The following is an 18,525-nucleotide window of genomic DNA, read 5'->3' on the forward strand; positions in this document are numbered from 1 at the left end:
CATCCGAGATGGCGCGCAGGGGGCGTATCCCGTTGTCGGAGCGGGTATATCGGTCACTTCAACGTGACCTCGCGGAAGGGGTGCTGATACCGACCGAACGGCTGGGCGAAGAACGCCTGGCCGAAATCTACGGTGTCTCCCGCACCCCCGTCCGCGAAGCCCTCGCGCGCCTACAGTCCGACGGGCTCATCGAACGCCACCCCGACGGCCTCTATCCCTACCGCCCTCGGCTCGACGAACTCGCGGACCTCTACGAACTGCGAATCCTGCTGGAATCACACGGAATTCACCGGCAACGCACAGGCGACGGCGCGGCTACGGCCCCGCTCACTCGTGTGCACGATGCGGCGACCGTCGGCGGCGAGCTGGAGATCTGGCTGCACCTGCGGTCCTGTCCACCCCACCCCGGTGCCGAACTCATCGCGGCCGATGAGCGATTCCACTCCAGACTGTTGGCGGCCTCCGGCAATGCGGCCCTGACCGACGCCCTGGAAACCGTGTACGCCCGCGTCCGCCCGGTGCGCGCCCTCGATATGCCCACGCCCGACCGCATCGCCACCATGACCACCGACCACATCGCCATAGCCGAACAACTGCTGGCAGGCGACCTGGACAAGGCGATGAACACCCTGGTCACCCACATCACCACCTCCCGTGATCACGTCCTGGGCCGGGCCGGACACGCCCTCCGACTCACCAAACTTGCCCGCGCTCTGCGTGATTGAAGGTCGGTCAGCGCGATGGTGGCGAGGGGCGAAGCTGGAGCGGCTGCTGGAGAAGATCTCCTGCGCCCGCAGCCCCATCAACGGTGCATTTGATGGCGGTGCGCAGTGCCGGTTTGGGCTGCTGGCAGGAAGGCCAGTCCGGCGGCGGCGCCGAGGAGCGGGACGATGGCTCGCGGCATACGCATACCCACCAACCTCTTCACCCCGACACACCCAAACCCCGTCATCCCGGCACGCACACCAACCCGTCATCCCGGCATGCATTTGGCCGGGATCCGCTGTCGGCCAGAAGTGGATTCCGGCCAAAAGCACGCCGGAATGACGAGAGTCGCTCACCCGGAATGACGCGGATCGCTGAGGACGTCACGGCGTCGATCTCAGTGAGCGCACCGTTGTGGCGTCGAACGCTACCGATCGGTATCCGCTGGCTGGGACGGTTTGTTAGCGTGAGGCATGGTGTCGAATGAGCCGCGTATCGCCCCCGGTCGTTTCCGGGAGCTGGGACCCGTCAATTGGCTTGTGTGGCAGGTTCTCTCGCGTGCCGCGGGCACCGATGACGCGCATTTGTTCAGTACCCTGGGCCAGGCCAAGGGCCTGTTCCGCGGGTGGCTGCACTACTCCGGCCGACTCATGCCCGGTGGCAAACTCCCCCGCTACGAAACCGAACTCGCTATTCTGCGGGTCGCTCACCTGCGCGATTGCGAATACGAGACCGACCATCACATTCGCCTCGGCAAACGCGCCGGAATCACGCCGGAAATCCTCGACCGGCTTCGCCAGGGCCCGACGGCCGAAGGCTGGTCCGCCAAGGAGCGTGCCCTCCTCATTGCCGTCGATCAGCTGGTCACGACCCGCGACGTCGACAATGCCGCATGGAATGCGCTCGCGGCCCACTACGCCGAGCCGAAGCTCATCGAGATCGTGCTGCTGATCAACCAGTACGAGGGTTTGGCCAGCACTATCACCGCGCTGCGCATCCAGCCCGACCACTGATCCGGCGGACTTCGCCCTAGTGGGCGCTGAGGAAGTCGTCAGCGGCCCGGAACGTGGCCGCGGGGGCTTCGAGTTGGGGCCAGTGGCCGATGCCGTCCAGGCTCACGACATCGGGATCGGGCACGAGTTCGCGGTAGCGCGCCGCCATATGGGCCCCGGAATTCGGGTCCAGCGGGCCATTGATCAGGCGCAGCGGGACAAGGGGTTTCAACAGCGGTGCCACCCAACGGTCGCGAAACTCCTCGCGTTCCTTCGTGAATCGACCGACCTTGTGGTTCACCAGGCGGCCCCGGTTGTATTCGATAATGTCGACGAAATCGCGCATATCGGTATCGCTGGGTTTGGTGTCGGGGCCGAAGACCTCGCGGACGGCGGCCTTCAACAGCGGCGCGGGCAGGAGCGGGCCGACCACCTCACCGAAGGGCGAGGACAGTATCCGCTGGACGAAGCGCGGGCGGTAGACCTCCGGGAACAGGCCACCATTGAGGAAGGCCACGGCCCGGATGCGCGGCAGTGTCTGGTCGGTCATACGGCGGGCCAGCATTTCCTGGACCACGCTGACACCGAGGTCGTGGGCGATCACCAGCACCTCGTCGAGCCCGAGCGACCGGAGTAGCGCCTCGTGCAGATCGGCCTGCTCCATCACGCTGTAGTGATGACGAACCGGCTTGTCGGAGAAGCCCATTCCGAACATGTCGGGCGCGATGACCTCGTAGTGTTCGGTGGCCTCGAACCAAATCCGGTGCCAGTCGAAGGAATTGAACGGGTACCCGTGTACCAGCAGTAGCGCCGGACCGGTGCCCGACCTCCGATAGAACGCGCGATACCCGGCGAACGGGAAGAAACTTCCCGCAGCCAGCCAATTTTCGAGTTCGGCCCGCATGACACCTCCGATCGGAGCTACCCACCCGATCGTATTGCACCGCATCGTGTCACGCGTACGTTCCGCCCATCGAGACAGCCGCCGACCTGCGATGATCTTGGTCGCCGACGGAATCCTCATCCGTGCGAGTGAAATTCGATTCAGACCGAGCGAGAGGCGATACGGCGCTCCAATCCGTCGAGCACGAGGACCAGGCCGAAGTCGTACGCGTGGTCGGCACTGTAGGCGCTGTCGTGGGCCCGGCCCGCGGCCTCGCCCACCCGGGCGGCGAGCGGGTATCGGGCGGGGTCGAAGACGCGGGCCAGCACCGGAGCGGTGCGTTCCCACCATTCGTGGTCGGTCATACCGCTGTCGACGGAGGCCCGGCGAGTGTCGATGGCTATGCGGGCCACCGAGGTCACGAAGCCGAGGACGTGGGTGAGGGCGGCGTCCATTTCCAGGTCGGTGAGGCCGAGGCCGTCGAAGGCACCGAGTTCGTGGTCGTATTTTGCCGCCAGACCGGGCCCCAGCGGTGGGCGGGTCGTCGGCACATAGGCGACCCAGGGGTGCCCGGCCAGTAGCTCGCGGTTCTCGGCGGCAATCGCGGAAACCCGTTCCTTCCAGGGCATTCCACTGAGATCGGCGCGCGGCATCTGCTGGTAGACGGTATCCAGCATCAGATCCAACAACTCGGCTTTGCCAGGGACATAGGTGTAGGTGGCCATCGGCGTGACGCCCAGCTTCGCCGCCACCGAACGCATGGTCAGCGCCGCCAACCCCTCCGTATCGGCGATCTCGATGGCGGCCGCGACGACCGCGTCCACGGTGGTGCGCTGCTTCGGTCCGCGCGCGGAACCACCCTGTCCCGGGGAGCGCCACAGCAGTTCCAGCGTCCGCGCGGGATCGCCCGCGCTGCTGCGCTCACCCCCGCGTGCCTTCTTCTCCATGCCGTGACCTGCCCCTTCGCTTATACCGATCACACCTGAGCCCCTGATCGTATCGGCGTGACGCTCATCACGATGCGGCCCGTTCGGAATTTACGTACAAAGTACAGCGTACTTAGTATAGAGTTAAATGGCACACCGAGGAGGAACCTATGAAAATCACCGCTTCCGCTATCTCCCTGAACGTGCCCGATCCGCAGGCGTCGGCGAAGTTCCTCATCGACCACTTCGGTTTCGCCGAGGAGATGTCATCCGACGGCTTCGTATCGCTCGGCCGCCCCGATGCCGGGTTCAACATCATCTACCTGCGCACCGGACTGTCCACCTTCAAACCCGAACGCATTGCGAGTAATGCGGGGCAGGGGCTACTGGTGGCCTTCGTCGTCGAGGACATCGACAGCGAATACGAACGGGTGCGGGGCGAAGGGGTCCAGATCATCACCCCGATCGAGACGGAGCCGTGGGGCGAGCGCTACTTCCAGGCTCTCGATCCCAACGGCATTGTCATCCAACTCGTGCAGTGGGTTTGAGAACACTAGGAGCAATCATGACAACCATGCCCGTGAGCAGTGACTTCACACCCAGCTCAGCCGATGTGGCGGAGGTGCTCGCCTGGTTCGCCGACTATGACGCACTCGCAGTGGCCGGTGATGTCGAGGCCATGGCGGATACGGCGATGTACCCACTCAATGAGGTCACCGATGGCCTGGCGAAGTCCTTCAGTCGCGAACAGTACGTCGCACAACTGACCGAACAGCGCGGCGGGGGCGACGATTTCGCCATGGAGTCCACCCGTACACCGCATTTCATCAATGCGAACCTGGCATTCGTCATCACCGACGCCACCATCACCGTCGGCGGGGTCGGTCAGCGGGTCCGTTACGGCGACCTGCTGGTGAAGTGCGATGGGAGCTGGAAGTTCCAGACCATGGTGCAGGGTGGCTGGGGCGACTTCTGAATCCGAACTGCCCGTAAATGGCGAAGGGCGGCGGGATTTCGTGGAAATCCTGCCGCCCTTCGTGAGCATCGGCCCGACCGAGTATCAGCTCAGTGCAGCGCGGAACACGTCCGCCACCGGTGTCGCGGCCCGGCCCAGGAGCTTCTGTAGGTCTCCGCTGTCGACATCGAGAATTCCGGTGCTGATACCGGTATCCGCATCGGCCAGCGCCTGCGCGTACCCGGACGGCAACCCCGCGCCTTCGAGCGCGGCGGCGTAATCGACCTGCGCCAGGTTCTCGTAGCGCACCGGCTTACCGGATACCTGCGAAATCACCTGCGCGAGCTCTGAATACGTGAGCCGTTCATCGCCGCCCAGCTCGTACACCTGCCCGGCGTGCCCGTCGGTGGTGAGCACCTGTGCGGCCGCCTCGGCGTAATCCGCGCGAGCTGCGGCCGCCACCCGCCCCTCCCCTGCGGCACCGTGCAGCACACCGGATTCGACGGCCTGGGCGAGTCCCCCGGTGTAGTTCTCCCAGTACCAACCATTGCGCAGCAAGACATTCGGCACGGTCGATGCCGCCAGCACCGCCTCGGTTCCGCGATGCTCCTGCGCCAGAATCAGCTCATTGCGCTCCGCGTGCGGAATGCTCGTATAGGCCAGCAGCTCCACCCCCGCACGCTCGGCCGCGCGAATCACATTGGTGTGCTGCGCTACTCGCGCACCGAACTCGTTACCCGAGACCAGCAGCACCCTATCCACTCCCACCAGCGCGCGGTCGAGCGCGGCCGGATCGTCGTACGACGCCTGCCGCACCTGCGCCCCGAGCTCGGCCAGATCGGCAACCTTCGCCGGATCCCGCACGATGGCGACCGGCGTGACGCCCTTCCGCAACAATGCCTCGACCACGAGACGACCCAGCTGACCACTGGCTCCGGTGACTGCGACGGTCATAGCTACCTCCAGATATACGGGAATGAACTGCCCTATCGGGTTGTACTAACTATTAGTTAGTACATGCTATTCCCGCACCACTGAAGTTGGGGGCAGGATGAGTAATCTCGACATCATGACCACGCGGCACCCGGATACGGCGGACACCACCGACCCCACCCTGGAAGCCGACGTCTTCGCCCGGAACTGCGCCTCCCGCCCGGTCCTGCAGAACGTAGCCAGCCGCTGGGGTGTCCTGGCCCTGGCCGCCCTGCGCGAAGGCCCCTACCGCTTCAGCGCCCTACGCCGCCGCGTCGACGGCATCAGCGAACGCATGCTCTCGCAAACCCTGCAAAACCTCGAACGCGACGGCATGATCCACCGCGAGGTCCAGCAGTCCATCCCGCCGCATGTCGAATACACCCTCACCGACCTCGGCGCACAGGTCGCCGACCAGATCGTGGGTCTGATCCACGTGCTCGAATCGAATATCGACCGGATCCGCGCCGCCCAGGACGCCTATCACCGGGATTGAGGGGTGCCGACGCTCGGGACTCCCCGGGGCCTCGCCTCCGAACCCGAAGGAGGCTGGGCCCGAGTCCGAGCGCGAACAGCAGACCGACGCGCCCCCTGTGGCGTCAACGCCCGAACATGAACGCGTCTGCCGGAACGAATATTTCGTGACCGGATTCGAATCGAACCCGCACCCCGTCGGGGCGCCAGTCAGCATCCCGAATCACCGGCCGCTCCGAACCGGTCCAGTCGAACGATACGAAGTGGCCGTACCCCATCTCGGGATAGCGCCCGGTATAGATCTCGTACTCGTTGTGCCGCCGCAACACCCAACTCCGGCGCTCCAGCAGCCCCACGTAATGCGTCGACCGGTCGGCGTAGGTGACCTCGCCCGGTTGCTCGAACCGTTGCAGCTTGTCGGTCCGAGCGAGCTGGGAATCCGCCAGGACGAGCGCCGTGCCGATGATCAACACAGCGACCAGGCCGATCCACCGCACCAAAGACCGCGAAAACGGCCCGGAGCCAGGCGGTTTCGCTGACTTCGAGCCGTTCACACCGGTGACGGTATCAGAAAACGAAAGCGCCCCACGGCTCGAAAGCCGTGGGGCGCCTCGCGATTCGAGCGCAGATCAGAAGTTGATCATGTGCCCCGCGAGGCCGTGAATGGCCTCCTGCAAGGCCTCGCTCATGGTCGGGTGCGTGTGCACATTACGTGCCAACTCATTAACCGTGAGGTCCCACTTCTGGGCCAGGGTCAGTTCCGGCAGCAGTTCGGAGACGTCGTGGCCGATGAGGTGGCCGCCGAGGAGTTCGCCGTACTTGGCGTCGGCGATGAGCTTGACGAAACCGGTGGGGTCGCCGAGGCCGTGTGCCTTGCCGTTCGCCTGGAACGGGAAGGTGGCGACCTTGACGTCATAGCCCTCGTCCTTGGCCTGCTGCTCGGTCAGGCCGAAGCTGGCGACCTGCGGCTGACAGAACGTGGCGCGCGGCATCATGCGGTAGTCGCCCAGGATCTGGGTCTCGGCACCGCCGATGGTCTCGGCGGCCACCACACCCTGTGCCTCCGCGACATGCGCGAGCTGCAGCTTGGCGGTGACGTCACCGATGGCGTAGATATGCGGCACATTGGTGCGCATGTGGTCGTCGATCGCGATGGCGCCGCGGTCGGTCAGCTCGACGCCGGTGGTCTCCAGGCCGTAGCCCTTGACCCGCGGGGCGAAACCAACGGCCTGCAGCACCTTGTCCACGGTGACGGTCTCGACCTTCTCGGACTTGTTGTCCTTGATCGAAACGGTGACCTTGGAACCGTCGTCCTCAATGGACTGCACCGACGCACCGGTGGTGATGGTGACGCCGAGCTTCTTGTACGCCTTGGTGATCTCCTTGGAGACATCGGCGTCCTCATTGGGCAGCGCACGGTCGAGGAATTCGACAATGCGCACATCCACGCCGTAGTTCTTGAGGACGTAGGCGAACTCCATACCGATCGCGCCCGCGCCGACAATGAGGATCGAGCCCGGCAGATCGCGGGTGAGGATCTGCTCCTCGTAGGTGACCACATTCGCCGACAGCGAGGTGCCCGGCAGCAGCTTGGTCTCGGTGCCGGTCGCGATGATCGCGTTATCGAAGGTGATGGTCTCGGAGCCCCCCTTGGTGAGGGCGACGTCGAGGGAGTTGGGGCCGGTGAACGAACCGAGGCCGTCGAACTCGTCGATCTTGTTCTTCTTCATCAGGAAGTGGACGCCCTTGACGCGGCCGTCCGCGACCTTGCGGCTGCGATCGAAGGCGGCGCCGAAATCGAAGCTCGCCTCCCCGCTGATGCCGAAGGTCTTGGCTTCCTTCGTGAAGATATGAGCAAGCTCCGCGTTACGCAGCAGTGCCTTGGACGGGATGCAGCCCACGTTCAGGCACACGCCACCCCAGTATTTCTGCTCGACAATCGCTGTTCGCAGGCCGAGTTGAGCGGCGCGAATCGCGGCGACGTATCCGCCGGGGCCCGCGCCGAGAACGACGACATCGTAGTGGGAAGTCACGGCCCCGAGCCTAACTCCGTTGTCCAGAACTCACACACCCGATCCCCCCGTGCGGTGAGATCTCGCACACACGGGCCGTGGGCCATCGCTATCCCCGCCGGGGCGAGGGCGCGCCGAGGTCGGTCGGACCGAGCACCTTGCGCAGCGCGGAGGCCAGAACTTCGAGTTCCTCGGCATCGAGGTGCGCCCCGAGGCGCCGGTCGATGCCGTCGAGATAGATCGGTGCCGCCTCGCGGAACCGTTTCCGCCCGAGATCGGTCAGCGCGACGAGAGCGGATCTGCCGTCATCCGGATTGGATTCGCGTTGGACGAGACCGTGCGATTCCAGTTCGGCGACAAGTCGGCTCGGTTCCCTCTGATCGTGCAAGGGGCTGCGATATGCCGGTCGCTATCGTGGGCGTGTGGTGGGACATGAACGCGATCTCGACACTCGGATCGACGGCACCACGTCCAGCCAACTGATCCATCTGGTGCGCGATACCGCCCTGCGGGTCGGGGTGGCTCCGGAGCGGGTTGCCGCCGTGCACGGGACCGATGACGCCACGCTGTCCGGTGAGTTGAATCGGATTCCGCTGGCGTCGTTGGTGCGGCTGTGGGAGATGCTCGCCGAGGCCGGGTCGGGGGTCGGGGTGGCCGTGGCCGATGCCGCCACCCTCGGAACCCTCACCACCTGGGACTATCTCGTCACCACCGGCCCGACCCTGGCCGAATCGCTGCAGGCCGCGCAGCCCTATCACCGGCTGGTGACCGCTGCCGCCGAGGGCTTCGACCTGCACCACGACGGCGATCTCACCATCGGTTACCGCACCACCGCCGACGGCGTGGCCGCCTCCGCCGCCATCAACGAATACGTCCTCGCCTACTACCTGCGCCGCGCACGGGAAGCCACCGGGCGGCAGGTCACCCCGACCCGCGTCACCTTCGGTCATTCCGCACCCCGCGACCACTCGGCTCTCGTCGACGCCTTCGGCACGGCCCGAATCGAATTCGACGCGCCCGCCGACAGCATTACCTTCGCGGCCACCGATGCCGCCGCCCCACTCCCCCGCGCGGACCCGATGCTCGCCGAATTGCTGCGCAGCCACGCCGATCTGGTACTTGCCTCGGCCCGCCCGATTCCCGGGCCGCTGGAAGCGTTCCGAATCGCCCTGTCCGCCAGCATTGCTCAGGGCGACCCGGCCCTGGCGACCGTCGCCCGCCGCTTGGCCATGAGCCCACGCACCCTGCAACGCCACCTCGCCGAACACCAGACCACCTGGCGGCAGGAGTTCGACCAGGCCCGCTACGAACAGGCCCGCGATCTGCTGGCCGAGAACCGCCTCACCACCGCCGCCATCGCCACCCGCCTCGGCTTCGCAGATGACCGCGCGCTGCGAAAAGCCATGCACCGCTGGACCGGGACCTCGGCTTCACAGCTGCGCTCCGGCCTGGCGCTCCAGGAAGGGCACCGGCAGACGACGGCACATGATCCGCCGGAATGACGCGGGTTCGGAGTGTGGCGCGATTGGGCCGGGTGGTGTCGCCGCAGGACCTGGGAGCGGGCTCGGCGGGGCAATAACGTCGTACGCATCGGATCGAGAGATCCGCCGGACGAATGAAAAGGTAAGTGCGACATGACTACTCAGCCAGTCACCACCCGTGAGATCCAGCTGGCCGCCCGGCCCACCGGGGTGCCGACCGCCGATAACTTCGCCCTGGTCGAGCGGGAGCTGCCGAAGCTCGCCGGGGGGCAGATCCTGGTACGCAATACCTGGATGTCGGTCGACCCGTACATGCGCGGCCGGATGGATGATCGCCCGTCCTACATCCCGCCGTTCCAGCTCGGCGCGGCCCTCGAAGGGGCCGCGATCGGCGACGTAATCGCCTCCCGCGCAAGCGAGATACCCGTCGGCACCACCGTCAGCCATTTCGCCGGATGGCGGGAACACGCGGTGCTCGATGCCGCGACCGCCACCCCGGTCGATCCCGCACTCGCCGCGCCGCAGCACTACCTCGGCGCACTCGGCACCACCGGACTCACCGCCTACGCGGCACTGACCGATGTGGCGCCGGTACGCCCCGGCGACACCGTCTTCATCTCGGCGGCGGCGGGTGCGGTCGGCAGTGTCGCGGGTCAGATCGCCCGGGCACTCGGCGCGGGCCGGGTCATCGGTTCGGCGGGCGGTCCGGCGAAAACCCAACTGCTGCTGGAGGAATTCGGCTACGACGCCGCCATCGACCACCGGGCCGGAGATCTGGCCGGACAGCTCGCGACCGCCGCGCCGGAAGGTATCGATATCTACCTCGACAGCGTCGGTGGCGAACACCTGCGGGTCGCGGTGCAGGCCATGCGCCAGCAGGGTCGGATCGCCATGGTCGGTGCGATCAGCGGCTACAACGGCTCCACCGTCGAGCCGGGCCCGGATCTGTACCACGCCGCCACCAAGGAGGTCACCCTGCGCGGCATGCTGGTGAACAGCTATTTTCCCAGCTTCGGCGACTACATCGGTAAGGCCGCCGCCTGGCTCGCCGACGGCACGCTGCGCACCCGCGAAACCGTCTATGACGGCCTCGACCAGGCTCCCGCCGCATTCCTCGGCGTCCTGTCCGGTGCGAACACGGGCAAGATGCTGGTGCGCCTGCACTGAGGTCGAACGCGCGATGTCGGCGCGGCCCCGCCACCCCTGCACGCCGGCCGCCCCGTCATCCCGGCACGCTTTTGGCCGGGATCCACTACCGCAGAGGTATGGATTCCGGCCAAAAGCATGTCGGAATGACGAAGACGCCTGTCCTCAGCGGCTCAAGCTCTGGAAGCGCCGCACCGCCAATGGCAGGAAGATCACGGTGAGCGCCAGCGGCCACACCACCGCCATCAGTACCGCATGCTGTTCGACCCACGAATCGCCACTGCCCACCGGTGTTCCGAACAATTCACGGGTGGCCGCCGCGGTCGACGAGATCGGGTTCCAGGCGGCGATCGCACCCAGCCAGCTCGGCATGAGCTGCGGGGCAACGAAAATGCTGGAGATCATGGTCAGCGGGAAGGCGACCGCGAAGAGTCCGCCCGCCGCTTCCGGATTCGGCACCATCAGCCCCAACCAGACCCCGATCCAGATCAACGCGAACCGCAGCCACAGCAGCAGTGCGACAGCCGTTGCCACACCGAGTATTCCGCCCTCCGGCCGCCAGCCGATAATCACAGCGGTGCCCATCAGAATGCTCAGTTCCGCGCACGCCACCAGCAGATCGGTGACACCACGACCGGAGACCACCGCCGACGCCGACATGGGCATCGAACGGAACCGGTCGATCACGCCCTTGGTGGCGTCGTACACCACGATGGTGGCGGTATTCACGAAACTGAAGGCCATGGTCATCACGAACATGCCGGGCATCAGGAAGCTGCGATAGTCACCGCCGCCGGGTACGGACATGGCGCTGCCGAAGACATAGCCGTAGAGCAGCACCGACAGAATCGGAAACCCTAGCTGCCAGGCGATATTCACCGGCTGCCGCTGATAGTGGGTCAGCCCGCGTCGCACGATATTCCAGCAGTCTGCCAGTACCCAGTAGGCCCGAGAACGGCGTTCGGGAGTGAGATCGACGGTACTCATCACGCGGCCTCCTCGGCGATGGTGCGATGTCCGGTCAGCTGTAGGAAGACATCGTCGAGGCTGGGGCGACGCAGGCCGATATCCTCGACCGCGATGCTCTCCTCCTGGAGGATGCGAGCCACCTCGGTGAGCGCGGCGACCCGGTCGACGACCGGTGCGTGCACTCGCCGCTCCGACTCGATGATCTCCGGCTCGGTATCACTGACGCGGGCAACGACTTTCGCTACCAGCCGCAGATCACTCACCTCCATGGCCACCACCTCGATGAGGTCACCGCCCACGGTGGTCTTCAACCCGTCCGGAGTGTCGTCGGCAATGGCCCGCCCCTGATCGATGACGGTAATGTGCGAGGCAAGCCGATCGGCTTCCTCCATGTACTGCGTGGTGAGCAGCACCGTGGTGCCGTCGGCGACCAAGGCGCGCACCGATTCCCACACCTCATTGCGGCTGCGTGGGTCGAGTCCGGTGGTGGGCTCGTCCAGGAACAGCACCTCCGGCGCGAGAATCATGGAGGCCGCCAGATCGAGTCGCCGCCGCATACCGCCGCTGTACTTGCCCGCACCGCGGTCGGCGGCATCGGTGAGATCGAAGCGCTCCAACAGTTCCTGTGCCCGTAGCCGCGCTCGCCGTCCGCCCAGATGGAAGAGCCTGCCGAACATCTCCAGGTTCTGTCGCCCGGTGAGCACCTCGTCCACGGCCGCGTACTGACCGGTGAGCCCGATTCGCTCCCGCACCTGGTGCGGCTGGCGGGCCACATCGAATCCGGCGACCCGCGCGTGGCCGCCATCCAATCGGAGCAGGGTGGACAGAATGCGCACGGCGGTGGTCTTACCCGCGCCGTTCGGTCCGAGCAGGCCGTGCACCGTGCCCTGTCGGACGTTCAGATCGAATGCGTCCAGTGCGTACTTGTCCCCATATCTCTTCGCTATTCCCTCCGCCTGTACCGCGTAGTCGGTCACGATCACCCTCCGCATCACAATTCGGGACCAAACTGGGTACATCGTACCTCAATTCGGGTACAACGTACCCAGTTTTTTCCCGAGCGTCTACGCTTGGCTATATGAGCAGCACGGAGACCAGTGGCAGCGGTGATCTCACGCGAACCCTCGAACTGCTCTGGGACTCCGGTCCGCGTCCCAGCCGCGGGCCGAAACCAGGGCTCACGCTCGACCTGATCGTCGAAGCGGCCATTCGGATAGCCGATACCGAGGGTCTGGAAGCGGTCACGATGCGGCGGGTATCCACCGAGCTCGGCACCGGCACCATGACGCTCTACCGCTACCTCCCGGGTAAGGGTGAACTCCTCGATCTCATGCTCGATCGGGTGAACCAGCCGGAGAACGACGAACTGCCGGAGTCCGGCTGGCGCGCGACCCTGGAGGCGCTGGCGTATTCGACACTCGAGATGTATCGGCGGCATCCCTGGCTGTTGCACGTCAATCAGAGCCGCCCGGTCATGGGCCCGGGTGCGGTGGAGGGCATAGAGCGCATCCTCTCCCGCATCAAGCCCATGGGATTGCCCGACCGCCAACTCATGTCGGCGGTGCTGTTGATCGACAGCTACGTCACCGGAGCCGCCCGCACTCAGCTGTACGCGCAGGAGGCCGAACGCCGCACCGGTATGACGGATATCGAATTCTGGGAAGCGCAGGCCCCGGTACTCGAAAAGGCCATGGCCAGTGGGAAATACCCGGTATTGGCGGAAATGTCCGAGGACACCTTCGATCCGAACTTCGACCACTTCGGGTGGGGATTGCGACGCCTGCTCGACGGGCTCGAAACCGTCGTCGGAGACGACTGATCAGTCGCGCCACACCTGCCGGGCCACCCTGGCGAAATTGCCGCGGAGTACGGCGGCGCGGTCGGCTTCGGAGAAGCCACGCCGGGCCAACACCTCGTCGAGCGTGGGAATCTCGTTCTCGCCGAACAGATCCTCGGGCGGAGCCCATTGCAGCGGCCCCCAGCGGGTGTAGTCCTCGGAGAAGCTGTCCGGAGAAGCGGCGATTTCGGCATTGAACTGATCGCCATCGAAGGAGTAGTCGGAGCCGATACCGATGTGGTCGATGCCGACCAGGTCGGCACCATGGGCGATGTGCTCGGCCATGGCCTCGATACGGGCGGCGCGGCCCTCGGGTGCATTGTGCCCCAGGAAGATTCCGACACCATTGATGCCGATCACACCACCGGTTTCCGCGCAGGCGCGGGCCTGGTCGTCGGTGATATTGCGTGGATGGGCCCAGCGCGCGGCGAAATTGGAGTGGCTGTAGATCATCGGGACCGAGGTGGTGTCCGCGATATCCAGACCGGAACGCGGCGAGCAGTGCGACCCGTCGGCGAACATGCCGACCTCATTGAGCTTGCGCACCAGATCACGGCCATGGGCGGTGAGGCCGGTGTCGTCGGCGTCGAGGCAGCCGCAGCCGGCGGCATTGGCATGGTTGTAGGTGGGCACCAGCGAGCGCACGCCCAGGTTGTAGAAGAGTTCGACATTGTCGAGATCACCGCCGAGCGGACCGGAATCCTCCAGATCGAAGGCCAGCGCGAGGTGCCCATCGGGCTCGGTATCGGACATCTTCTCTACCAGTCGAAACCTGCCGTCCGCCAGCGCGTCTCGGCGGAACTGGTGCACCAGCGCCAGGGCGTCCGCGGTGGTCTGCGGCGCATACCCGATATTGACCGACAGGTACGTGCCCACCGGGTACCGGGCCAATTCGGTGATGTCGGCGCGCGGCAGCAACGGTAGACAGCAGTGCTGCTCCCACAGCGGGTGCGCCATCGGCGAAATCCTCCTCGGCCCGGCCAGCATCGACCCCGCAATCCTACGGTCCGGTGCGGCTGACCTCACCGTCGCGGCGCTCGCCGCGCCACCGCCGGACAGGCGGCCGTAATACGAGCGAATTCGCGGTCGGCCACAATGGGGGCATGAGCGGTGTCGAGGAGAGCGTGACCGATCCCTACCTGTGGCTGGAGGAAGTCACCAGCGACCGTGCCCTGGATTGGGCGCGCGAACACAATGATGTGGTGGCGGAGCTGTTCGCGTCCTCCGACCGCTTCACCGATCTCGAGTCGCGCATTCTCGAGATGCTCGATACCGATACCCGCATTGCCTACCCGGGTCGGCGCGGCCGCTGGCTCTACAACTTCTGGCGCGACGGCGAACATCCGAAGGGATTGTGGCGACGCACCACCTTCTCCGAATACGCGAAGGACGAGCCGGAGTGGGAGGTGCTGATCGACCTCGACGCACTCGCCGACACCGAGGCGGAGAACTGGGTGTGGGGCGGGGCGGCGGTGCTGCGGCCGGAGCAGTCGCGGGCGCTGATCAGCCTGTCACGCGGTGGCGCGGACGCCAAGGTGGTGCGCGAATTCGATATCGAGACACTGGAATTCATCGCACCGGAGAACGGCGGATTCTATCTGCCGGAGGCCAAGTCGGAAATCCGCTGGATCGATATCGACACCGTCTACGTGGGGACGGATTTCGGGCCGGGTTCGCTGACCGACTCCGGCTACCCGCGAATCGCGAAGCGGTGGCGGCGCGGAACACCGCTTGCCGAGGCGCACACGGTCTTCCAGGGCGAAACCTCCGATGTCGCCGTTTCGGCTGGATACGACCGCACCCCCGGCTATGAACGGCATTTCGTCGGCCGCGCCACCGACTTCTTCAATGAGGAGGTGTATCTGCTGGGGGCGGATGATTCGCTGCGACCACTCGAGGTGCCCTCCGACGCCTCCGAATCCTGGTACAGGGAAACGCTGTTGGTGCGGCTCAAGTCGCCGTGGGAGGTGGGTGGCCGAACCTATTCCGCGGGCGCGCTGCTCGCCATCGAATTCGAGCAATTCCTCGGTGGTGCACGCGATTTCGAGGTCATTTTCGAACCCGACGCGCATACCGCCCTGCACGGGTACGGGTGGACCGAGAACCATCTGCTGCTCATCACCCTCGAGGATGTGCAGACCAAGCTCTACGTCCTCACCCCGGGTCCGGACGGCTGGACTCGCGAACCACTCGCCGATGCCCCGCCGATGGCCACCACCAGCGTCATGAATCTCGATCCGCTCGAGGGCGGTGACGAATTCATGCTCTCCACAAGTGGTTTCACCACCCCCACCACGCTGCTGTCGGGATCGGTCGGCGGGCCCACCGAGCTGCTCAAGAAGGAGCCGGAATTCTTCGATGCGGCCGGGGTGGAGACCGAACAATTCTTCGCCCGCTCCGATGACGGCACCATGGTTCCGTATTTCGTTATCCGCCGCCGTGACCGCGGGGATGCGCCCGGGCCGACCATCATGTCCGGCTACGGCGGATTCGAGGTCTCGCGCACGCCCGCCTACAGCGGCGCCTCGGGTATGGGATGGCTGGAGCGTGGCGGCACCTGGGTCATGACCAATATTCGTGGTGGCGGTGAGTACGGGCCGCAATGGCACACATCCGTACAGAAGGCCAACCGGCACAAGGTGTACGAGGACTTCGCCGCAGTCGCACGGGATCTCGTCGCGCGCGGGATCACCACCCATGCACAGCTGGGTGCGGTGGGTGGCAGCAATGGCGGCCTGCTCATGGGCGTGATGCTCACCCGCTATCCGGAGTTGTTCGGGGCCATCGTGTGTCAGGTGCCGCTCCTGGACATGAAGCGGTACCACCTGCTGCTGGCGGGTGCGTCCTGGGTGGCCGAGTACGGCGATCCGGATAAGCCGCAGGAATGGGAGTACATCAGCGAGTACTCGCCGTACCAGAACACCCGCGCCGACGCCGCCTATCCGCCGATCCTGCTCACCACCTCCACCCGCGACGACCGCGTCCACCCCGGTCACGCCCGAAAGATGGCCGCCCTCTTGGAATCCCAGGGTCACCCCATCTGGTACCACGAGAATATCGAGGGCGGTCACGGTGGTGCGGCGGACAATAAGCAATCCGCCTTCCAGGCCGCGCTGATCTTCGAGTTCTTCACCCAGAAGCTCATCGAGGGGTAGGGGAATCCGACTCTCGGGGGCTCTCAGGGGCGGTCGCGCAGCCACTTTTCGATGCGGTCGACGGTGCTGCGGGAATCCGGGATCCAGCCGTTGTGGCCCAGCGGTTCCGGGTGGTGCCAGGTGGTGATGTCGGCGTTCGGAAGCTTTTCCAGCAGGTGCTGGGCGGATCCCGGCGGGGTGTAGTCGTCACCGGTCATGGTGATCGACAGGACCGGCAGCTTCAGCCGTCCGATCCGTTCCTCGTAATCGATTTCCGCACCGGCGGGTTCGAAGCGGCCGGTGCGGGCCAGGCGCGCCCAGTCGGCGATGAGCGCTTTCGACTGGCGGCCGAAACCACCGGCGGTAATCCGGTGTCCCGGCCAGAATCCCGCGAGATTGGCGGTCAGTGCGGCCGCCGCGGTGCCGAACAGGAATCCGGGCGCGGCCAATCCGGAATACGCACGGTGGTACGGCGTCCCCGACGCCACCAGAATCAGCCCACCGAGCCGACCTCGAATCCGGGCGGCGTACATCACCCCCAACTGCCCGCCCATACTGTGCCCCAGCAGATATGGCGTCGAATCCGGAAACCGCTCCCGCACCACCTCGAACATGGCCGGGAAATCCACCGACACCAGCTCCTGGTACCCATACGTACTGGCGGCACCGGGTTTGGGCCGACTGTCCCCATTCCCCCGCAGCTCCAGAATCGCCGCGTCGAACCCCCGCCCGGCCAGATCCCTCGCGAACCACTCGTAATAGGCCCCCGGTACCCCCAGCCCCGGCGCGATCACCACCACCGGCCGCGGCGCATCCGGCGTAATTCGATGCCGGTGCGCCCCGCCCGCGGCCACCAGCCGCACCGGCACAGTCGTCCCATCCGGCATCTGGATCGGCACAGTCTCCATATTCCCGCACGCTACCGGCCCACCCGCTAATCGCCGGCGTGGTGGGGCCTCAGTCACCGAGCGGCTCGCCCGCGGCACGGAGACGGCGAACTTCGGACCAACTGCTGGCTCGGTAGCCGGGACCGTCTTGGCAGCAGCCGCACCGGGATCGAAAGTCCAGCCCATCGTCCAGGACCGCGGTGAGGGCGCGCCAGGCGGAGGTATCGCGGCGGCGCGGGACGGCGAGGTTGGGGCCCGCATCGCGCATGGGTTCGCTGCATTTCGGGCAGGGGCGTCGGGAATCGCCGGGACCGATGATGGCGCATTTCATCGATACTCGACAGCCGGTGCACACCAGGTGGGTACTGCGGACTACCCCGAACATGTGGGCAACCGTAGCGCCGAGATGCGTTCGCCGCGTGGGGATATCCGTCCATGACAGTCGGAATCCCCACGCCCGCAGCATCAGCGGCCCCCGAATCGGGGGTGGGCGTGGGGATTGAGGGATCAGGCGGTGACCGCACCCATGATGATTCGGCGTAGGACGTGGATGACGTCGTCGAGGGGTGGGCGTGGGTCGGAGCCGCTCCAGGCGTCGACCACGTAGTTGACCGCGCCGATAATGGCGAGGACACGCATTTCGTAGTCCCCGGGCGGGATTTCGCCGTGCATGGCGGCGTCCTCGGCGGCGCTGGCGAGTAGGGCTCCCCAGGCTCGGCGGAGTTCTAGACGGAACTTCTCGACCTTGGGGCCCGCGCCTACCACCTCGACCAGTGCGACCCGGGCCTTGCGGGGGTCGCGGCCGATGGACTCGATGTAGGCACGTACGGCGGCGTCGATAATTTCGATCGCGGTCGCGTCGGAACGCTCGGCGATGGTGGCCGCCACGGCTTCCCGTGATTCCCGGTCGATCTGTTCATAGAGCTCGAGCAGCAGCGATTCGCGCCCGGTGAACTCCTCGTAGAACTGCCGTGAGGAGAGTCCGGCGTCCTTACAGATGGCGCCGACGGAACTATTGGCATATCCGTCGCGCGCGAACACCGTAAGTCCGGACTCCAGAAAACGCGCACGTCGCTGCCGCTGCCGGTCTTCTACGGGCTGCCCGGCGTACATTCTTCCCGCGTTCGTTTCCTGAGACATTGCGCCAGACAA

Annotated in this window: 21 protein-coding genes; 9 read left to right on the forward strand and 12 right to left on the reverse strand. The window is 65.8% G+C overall.

Annotation, left to right across the window (positions count from 1 at the left end; translation table 11 throughout):
- Positions 1 to 8 precede the first annotated feature (8 nt).
- A complete protein-coding gene (locus tag NU1_RS36495; RefSeq protein WP_067528794.1) occupies positions 9 to 725 on the forward strand; it encodes a GntR family transcriptional regulator in 717 nt (238 codons plus the stop codon).
- A gap of 453 nt (positions 726 to 1,178) precedes the next feature.
- Positions 1,179 to 1,718 (forward strand): carboxymuconolactone decarboxylase family protein, encoded by a 540-nt coding sequence (locus NU1_RS36500; RefSeq protein WP_067528795.1) that lies wholly within the window; start codon positions 1,179 to 1,181, stop codon positions 1,716 to 1,718.
- 16 nt (positions 1,719 to 1,734) lie between these two features.
- On the opposite strand, the gene NU1_RS36505 is transcribed toward NU1_RS36500, so the two are convergent.
- Positions 1,735 to 2,601: an alpha/beta fold hydrolase gene (locus NU1_RS36505; protein ID WP_067528828.1), complete on the reverse strand. Its 867-nt coding sequence runs from the start codon at positions 2,599 to 2,601 to the stop codon at positions 1,735 to 1,737.
- Between the two features lie 140 nt (positions 2,602 to 2,741).
- Entirely contained in the window at positions 2,742 to 3,527 is a 786-nt protein-coding gene (locus NU1_RS36510) for a TetR/AcrR family transcriptional regulator (protein WP_067528796.1), read from the reverse strand.
- Between the two features lie 149 nt (positions 3,528 to 3,676).
- Here NU1_RS36510 and NU1_RS36515 point away from each other — a divergent pair, with 149 nt between their 5' ends.
- Positions 3,677 to 4,054, forward strand: coding sequence for a VOC family protein (locus tag NU1_RS36515; protein ID WP_067528797.1), 378 nt, complete (start codon positions 3,677 to 3,679; stop codon positions 4,052 to 4,054).
- Positions 4,055 to 4,071: 17 nt separating this feature from the next.
- Complete coding sequence (locus tag NU1_RS36520; protein WP_067528798.1) at positions 4,072 to 4,482, forward strand: Cif family virulence factor; 411 nt, start codon at positions 4,072 to 4,074, stop codon at positions 4,480 to 4,482.
- Between the two features lie 84 nt (positions 4,483 to 4,566).
- On the opposite strand, the gene NU1_RS36525 is transcribed toward NU1_RS36520, so the two are convergent.
- Positions 4,567 to 5,415, reverse strand: a complete 849-nt coding sequence (locus NU1_RS36525; protein ID WP_067528799.1) for an SDR family oxidoreductase — start codon at positions 5,413 to 5,415, stop codon at positions 4,567 to 4,569.
- 115 nt (positions 5,416 to 5,530) lie between these two features.
- Here NU1_RS36525 and NU1_RS36530 point away from each other — a divergent pair, with 115 nt between their 5' ends.
- Positions 5,531 to 5,929 (forward strand): winged helix-turn-helix transcriptional regulator, encoded by a 399-nt coding sequence (locus NU1_RS36530; protein ID WP_067528829.1) that lies wholly within the window; start codon positions 5,531 to 5,533, stop codon positions 5,927 to 5,929.
- Between the two features lie 103 nt (positions 5,930 to 6,032).
- Here the strand turns inward: NU1_RS36530 and NU1_RS36535 are convergent, their stop codons facing one another.
- The 3 genes from NU1_RS36535 to NU1_RS36545 form a co-directional block, all read right to left on the reverse strand.
- The gene (locus tag NU1_RS36535) at positions 6,033 to 6,461 is read right to left on the reverse strand and encodes a hypothetical protein (protein ID WP_157553489.1); all 429 of its coding nucleotides are present in this window, start codon (positions 6,459 to 6,461) and stop codon (positions 6,033 to 6,035) included.
- Between the two features lie 75 nt (positions 6,462 to 6,536).
- The gene (gene lpdA / locus NU1_RS36540) at positions 6,537 to 7,940 is read right to left on the reverse strand and encodes a dihydrolipoyl dehydrogenase (RefSeq protein WP_067528801.1); all 1,404 of its coding nucleotides are present in this window, start codon (positions 7,938 to 7,940) and stop codon (positions 6,537 to 6,539) included.
- A gap of 88 nt (positions 7,941 to 8,028) precedes the next feature.
- Entirely contained in the window at positions 8,029 to 8,307 is a 279-nt protein-coding gene (locus tag NU1_RS36545; protein WP_067528802.1) for a MarR family winged helix-turn-helix transcriptional regulator, read from the reverse strand.
- 34 nt (positions 8,308 to 8,341) lie between these two features.
- On the opposite strand from NU1_RS36545, the gene NU1_RS36550 reads away from it, so the two are divergent.
- Positions 8,342 to 9,421, forward strand: coding sequence for an AraC family transcriptional regulator (locus tag NU1_RS36550; protein WP_067528803.1), 1,080 nt, complete (start codon positions 8,342 to 8,344; stop codon positions 9,419 to 9,421).
- A 132-nt stretch (positions 9,422 to 9,553) separates the two neighbouring features.
- Complete coding sequence (locus NU1_RS36555) at positions 9,554 to 10,567, forward strand: NADP-dependent oxidoreductase (RefSeq protein ID WP_067528804.1); 1,014 nt, start codon at positions 9,554 to 9,556, stop codon at positions 10,565 to 10,567.
- 144 nt (positions 10,568 to 10,711) lie between these two features.
- Here the strand turns inward: NU1_RS36555 and NU1_RS36560 are convergent, their stop codons facing one another.
- Positions 10,712 to 11,533, reverse strand: coding sequence for an ABC transporter permease (locus NU1_RS36560; protein ID WP_067528805.1), 822 nt, complete (start codon positions 11,531 to 11,533; stop codon positions 10,712 to 10,714).
- Positions 11,533 to 12,492, reverse strand: a complete 960-nt coding sequence (locus NU1_RS36565) for an ATP-binding cassette domain-containing protein (RefSeq protein WP_218027875.1) — start codon at positions 12,490 to 12,492, stop codon at positions 11,533 to 11,535. Before NU1_RS36565 ends, NU1_RS36560 begins: the two co-directional genes overlap by 1 nt.
- 101 nt (positions 12,493 to 12,593) lie before the next feature.
- Here NU1_RS36565 and NU1_RS36570 point away from each other — a divergent pair, with 101 nt between their 5' ends.
- A complete protein-coding gene (locus NU1_RS36570) occupies positions 12,594 to 13,334 on the forward strand; it encodes a TetR/AcrR family transcriptional regulator (protein WP_067528807.1) in 741 nt (246 codons plus the stop codon).
- On the opposite strand, the gene NU1_RS36575 is transcribed toward NU1_RS36570, so the two are convergent.
- Positions 13,335 to 14,309, reverse strand: a complete 975-nt coding sequence (locus NU1_RS36575; RefSeq protein ID WP_067528808.1) for a dipeptidase — start codon at positions 14,307 to 14,309, stop codon at positions 13,335 to 13,337.
- Between the two features lie 146 nt (positions 14,310 to 14,455).
- On the opposite strand from NU1_RS36575, the gene NU1_RS36580 reads away from it, so the two are divergent.
- The gene (locus NU1_RS36580) at positions 14,456 to 16,507 is read left to right on the forward strand and encodes a prolyl oligopeptidase family serine peptidase (RefSeq protein ID WP_067528830.1); all 2,052 of its coding nucleotides are present in this window, start codon (positions 14,456 to 14,458) and stop codon (positions 16,505 to 16,507) included.
- A gap of 23 nt (positions 16,508 to 16,530) precedes the next feature.
- Here the strand turns inward: NU1_RS36580 and NU1_RS36585 are convergent, their stop codons facing one another.
- The 3 genes from NU1_RS36585 to NU1_RS36595 form a co-directional block, all read right to left on the reverse strand.
- Complete coding sequence (locus NU1_RS36585; RefSeq protein WP_067528809.1) at positions 16,531 to 17,394, reverse strand: alpha/beta hydrolase family protein; 864 nt, start codon at positions 17,392 to 17,394, stop codon at positions 16,531 to 16,533.
- A 49-nt stretch (positions 17,395 to 17,443) separates the two neighbouring features.
- Complete coding sequence (locus NU1_RS36590; protein ID WP_067528810.1) at positions 17,444 to 17,758, reverse strand: hypothetical protein; 315 nt, start codon at positions 17,756 to 17,758, stop codon at positions 17,444 to 17,446.
- A gap of 122 nt (positions 17,759 to 17,880) precedes the next feature.
- Complete coding sequence (locus tag NU1_RS36595; RefSeq protein ID WP_245720479.1) at positions 17,881 to 18,513, reverse strand: TetR/AcrR family transcriptional regulator; 633 nt, start codon at positions 18,511 to 18,513, stop codon at positions 17,881 to 17,883.
- Between the last annotated feature and the right edge of the window lie 12 nt (positions 18,514 to 18,525).

The sequence above is a fragment of the Nocardia uniformis NBRC 13702 genome (assembly GCF_001613345.1).
GTDB classification, from domain to species: Bacteria; Actinomycetota; Actinomycetes; order Mycobacteriales; family Mycobacteriaceae; genus Nocardia; species Nocardia uniformis.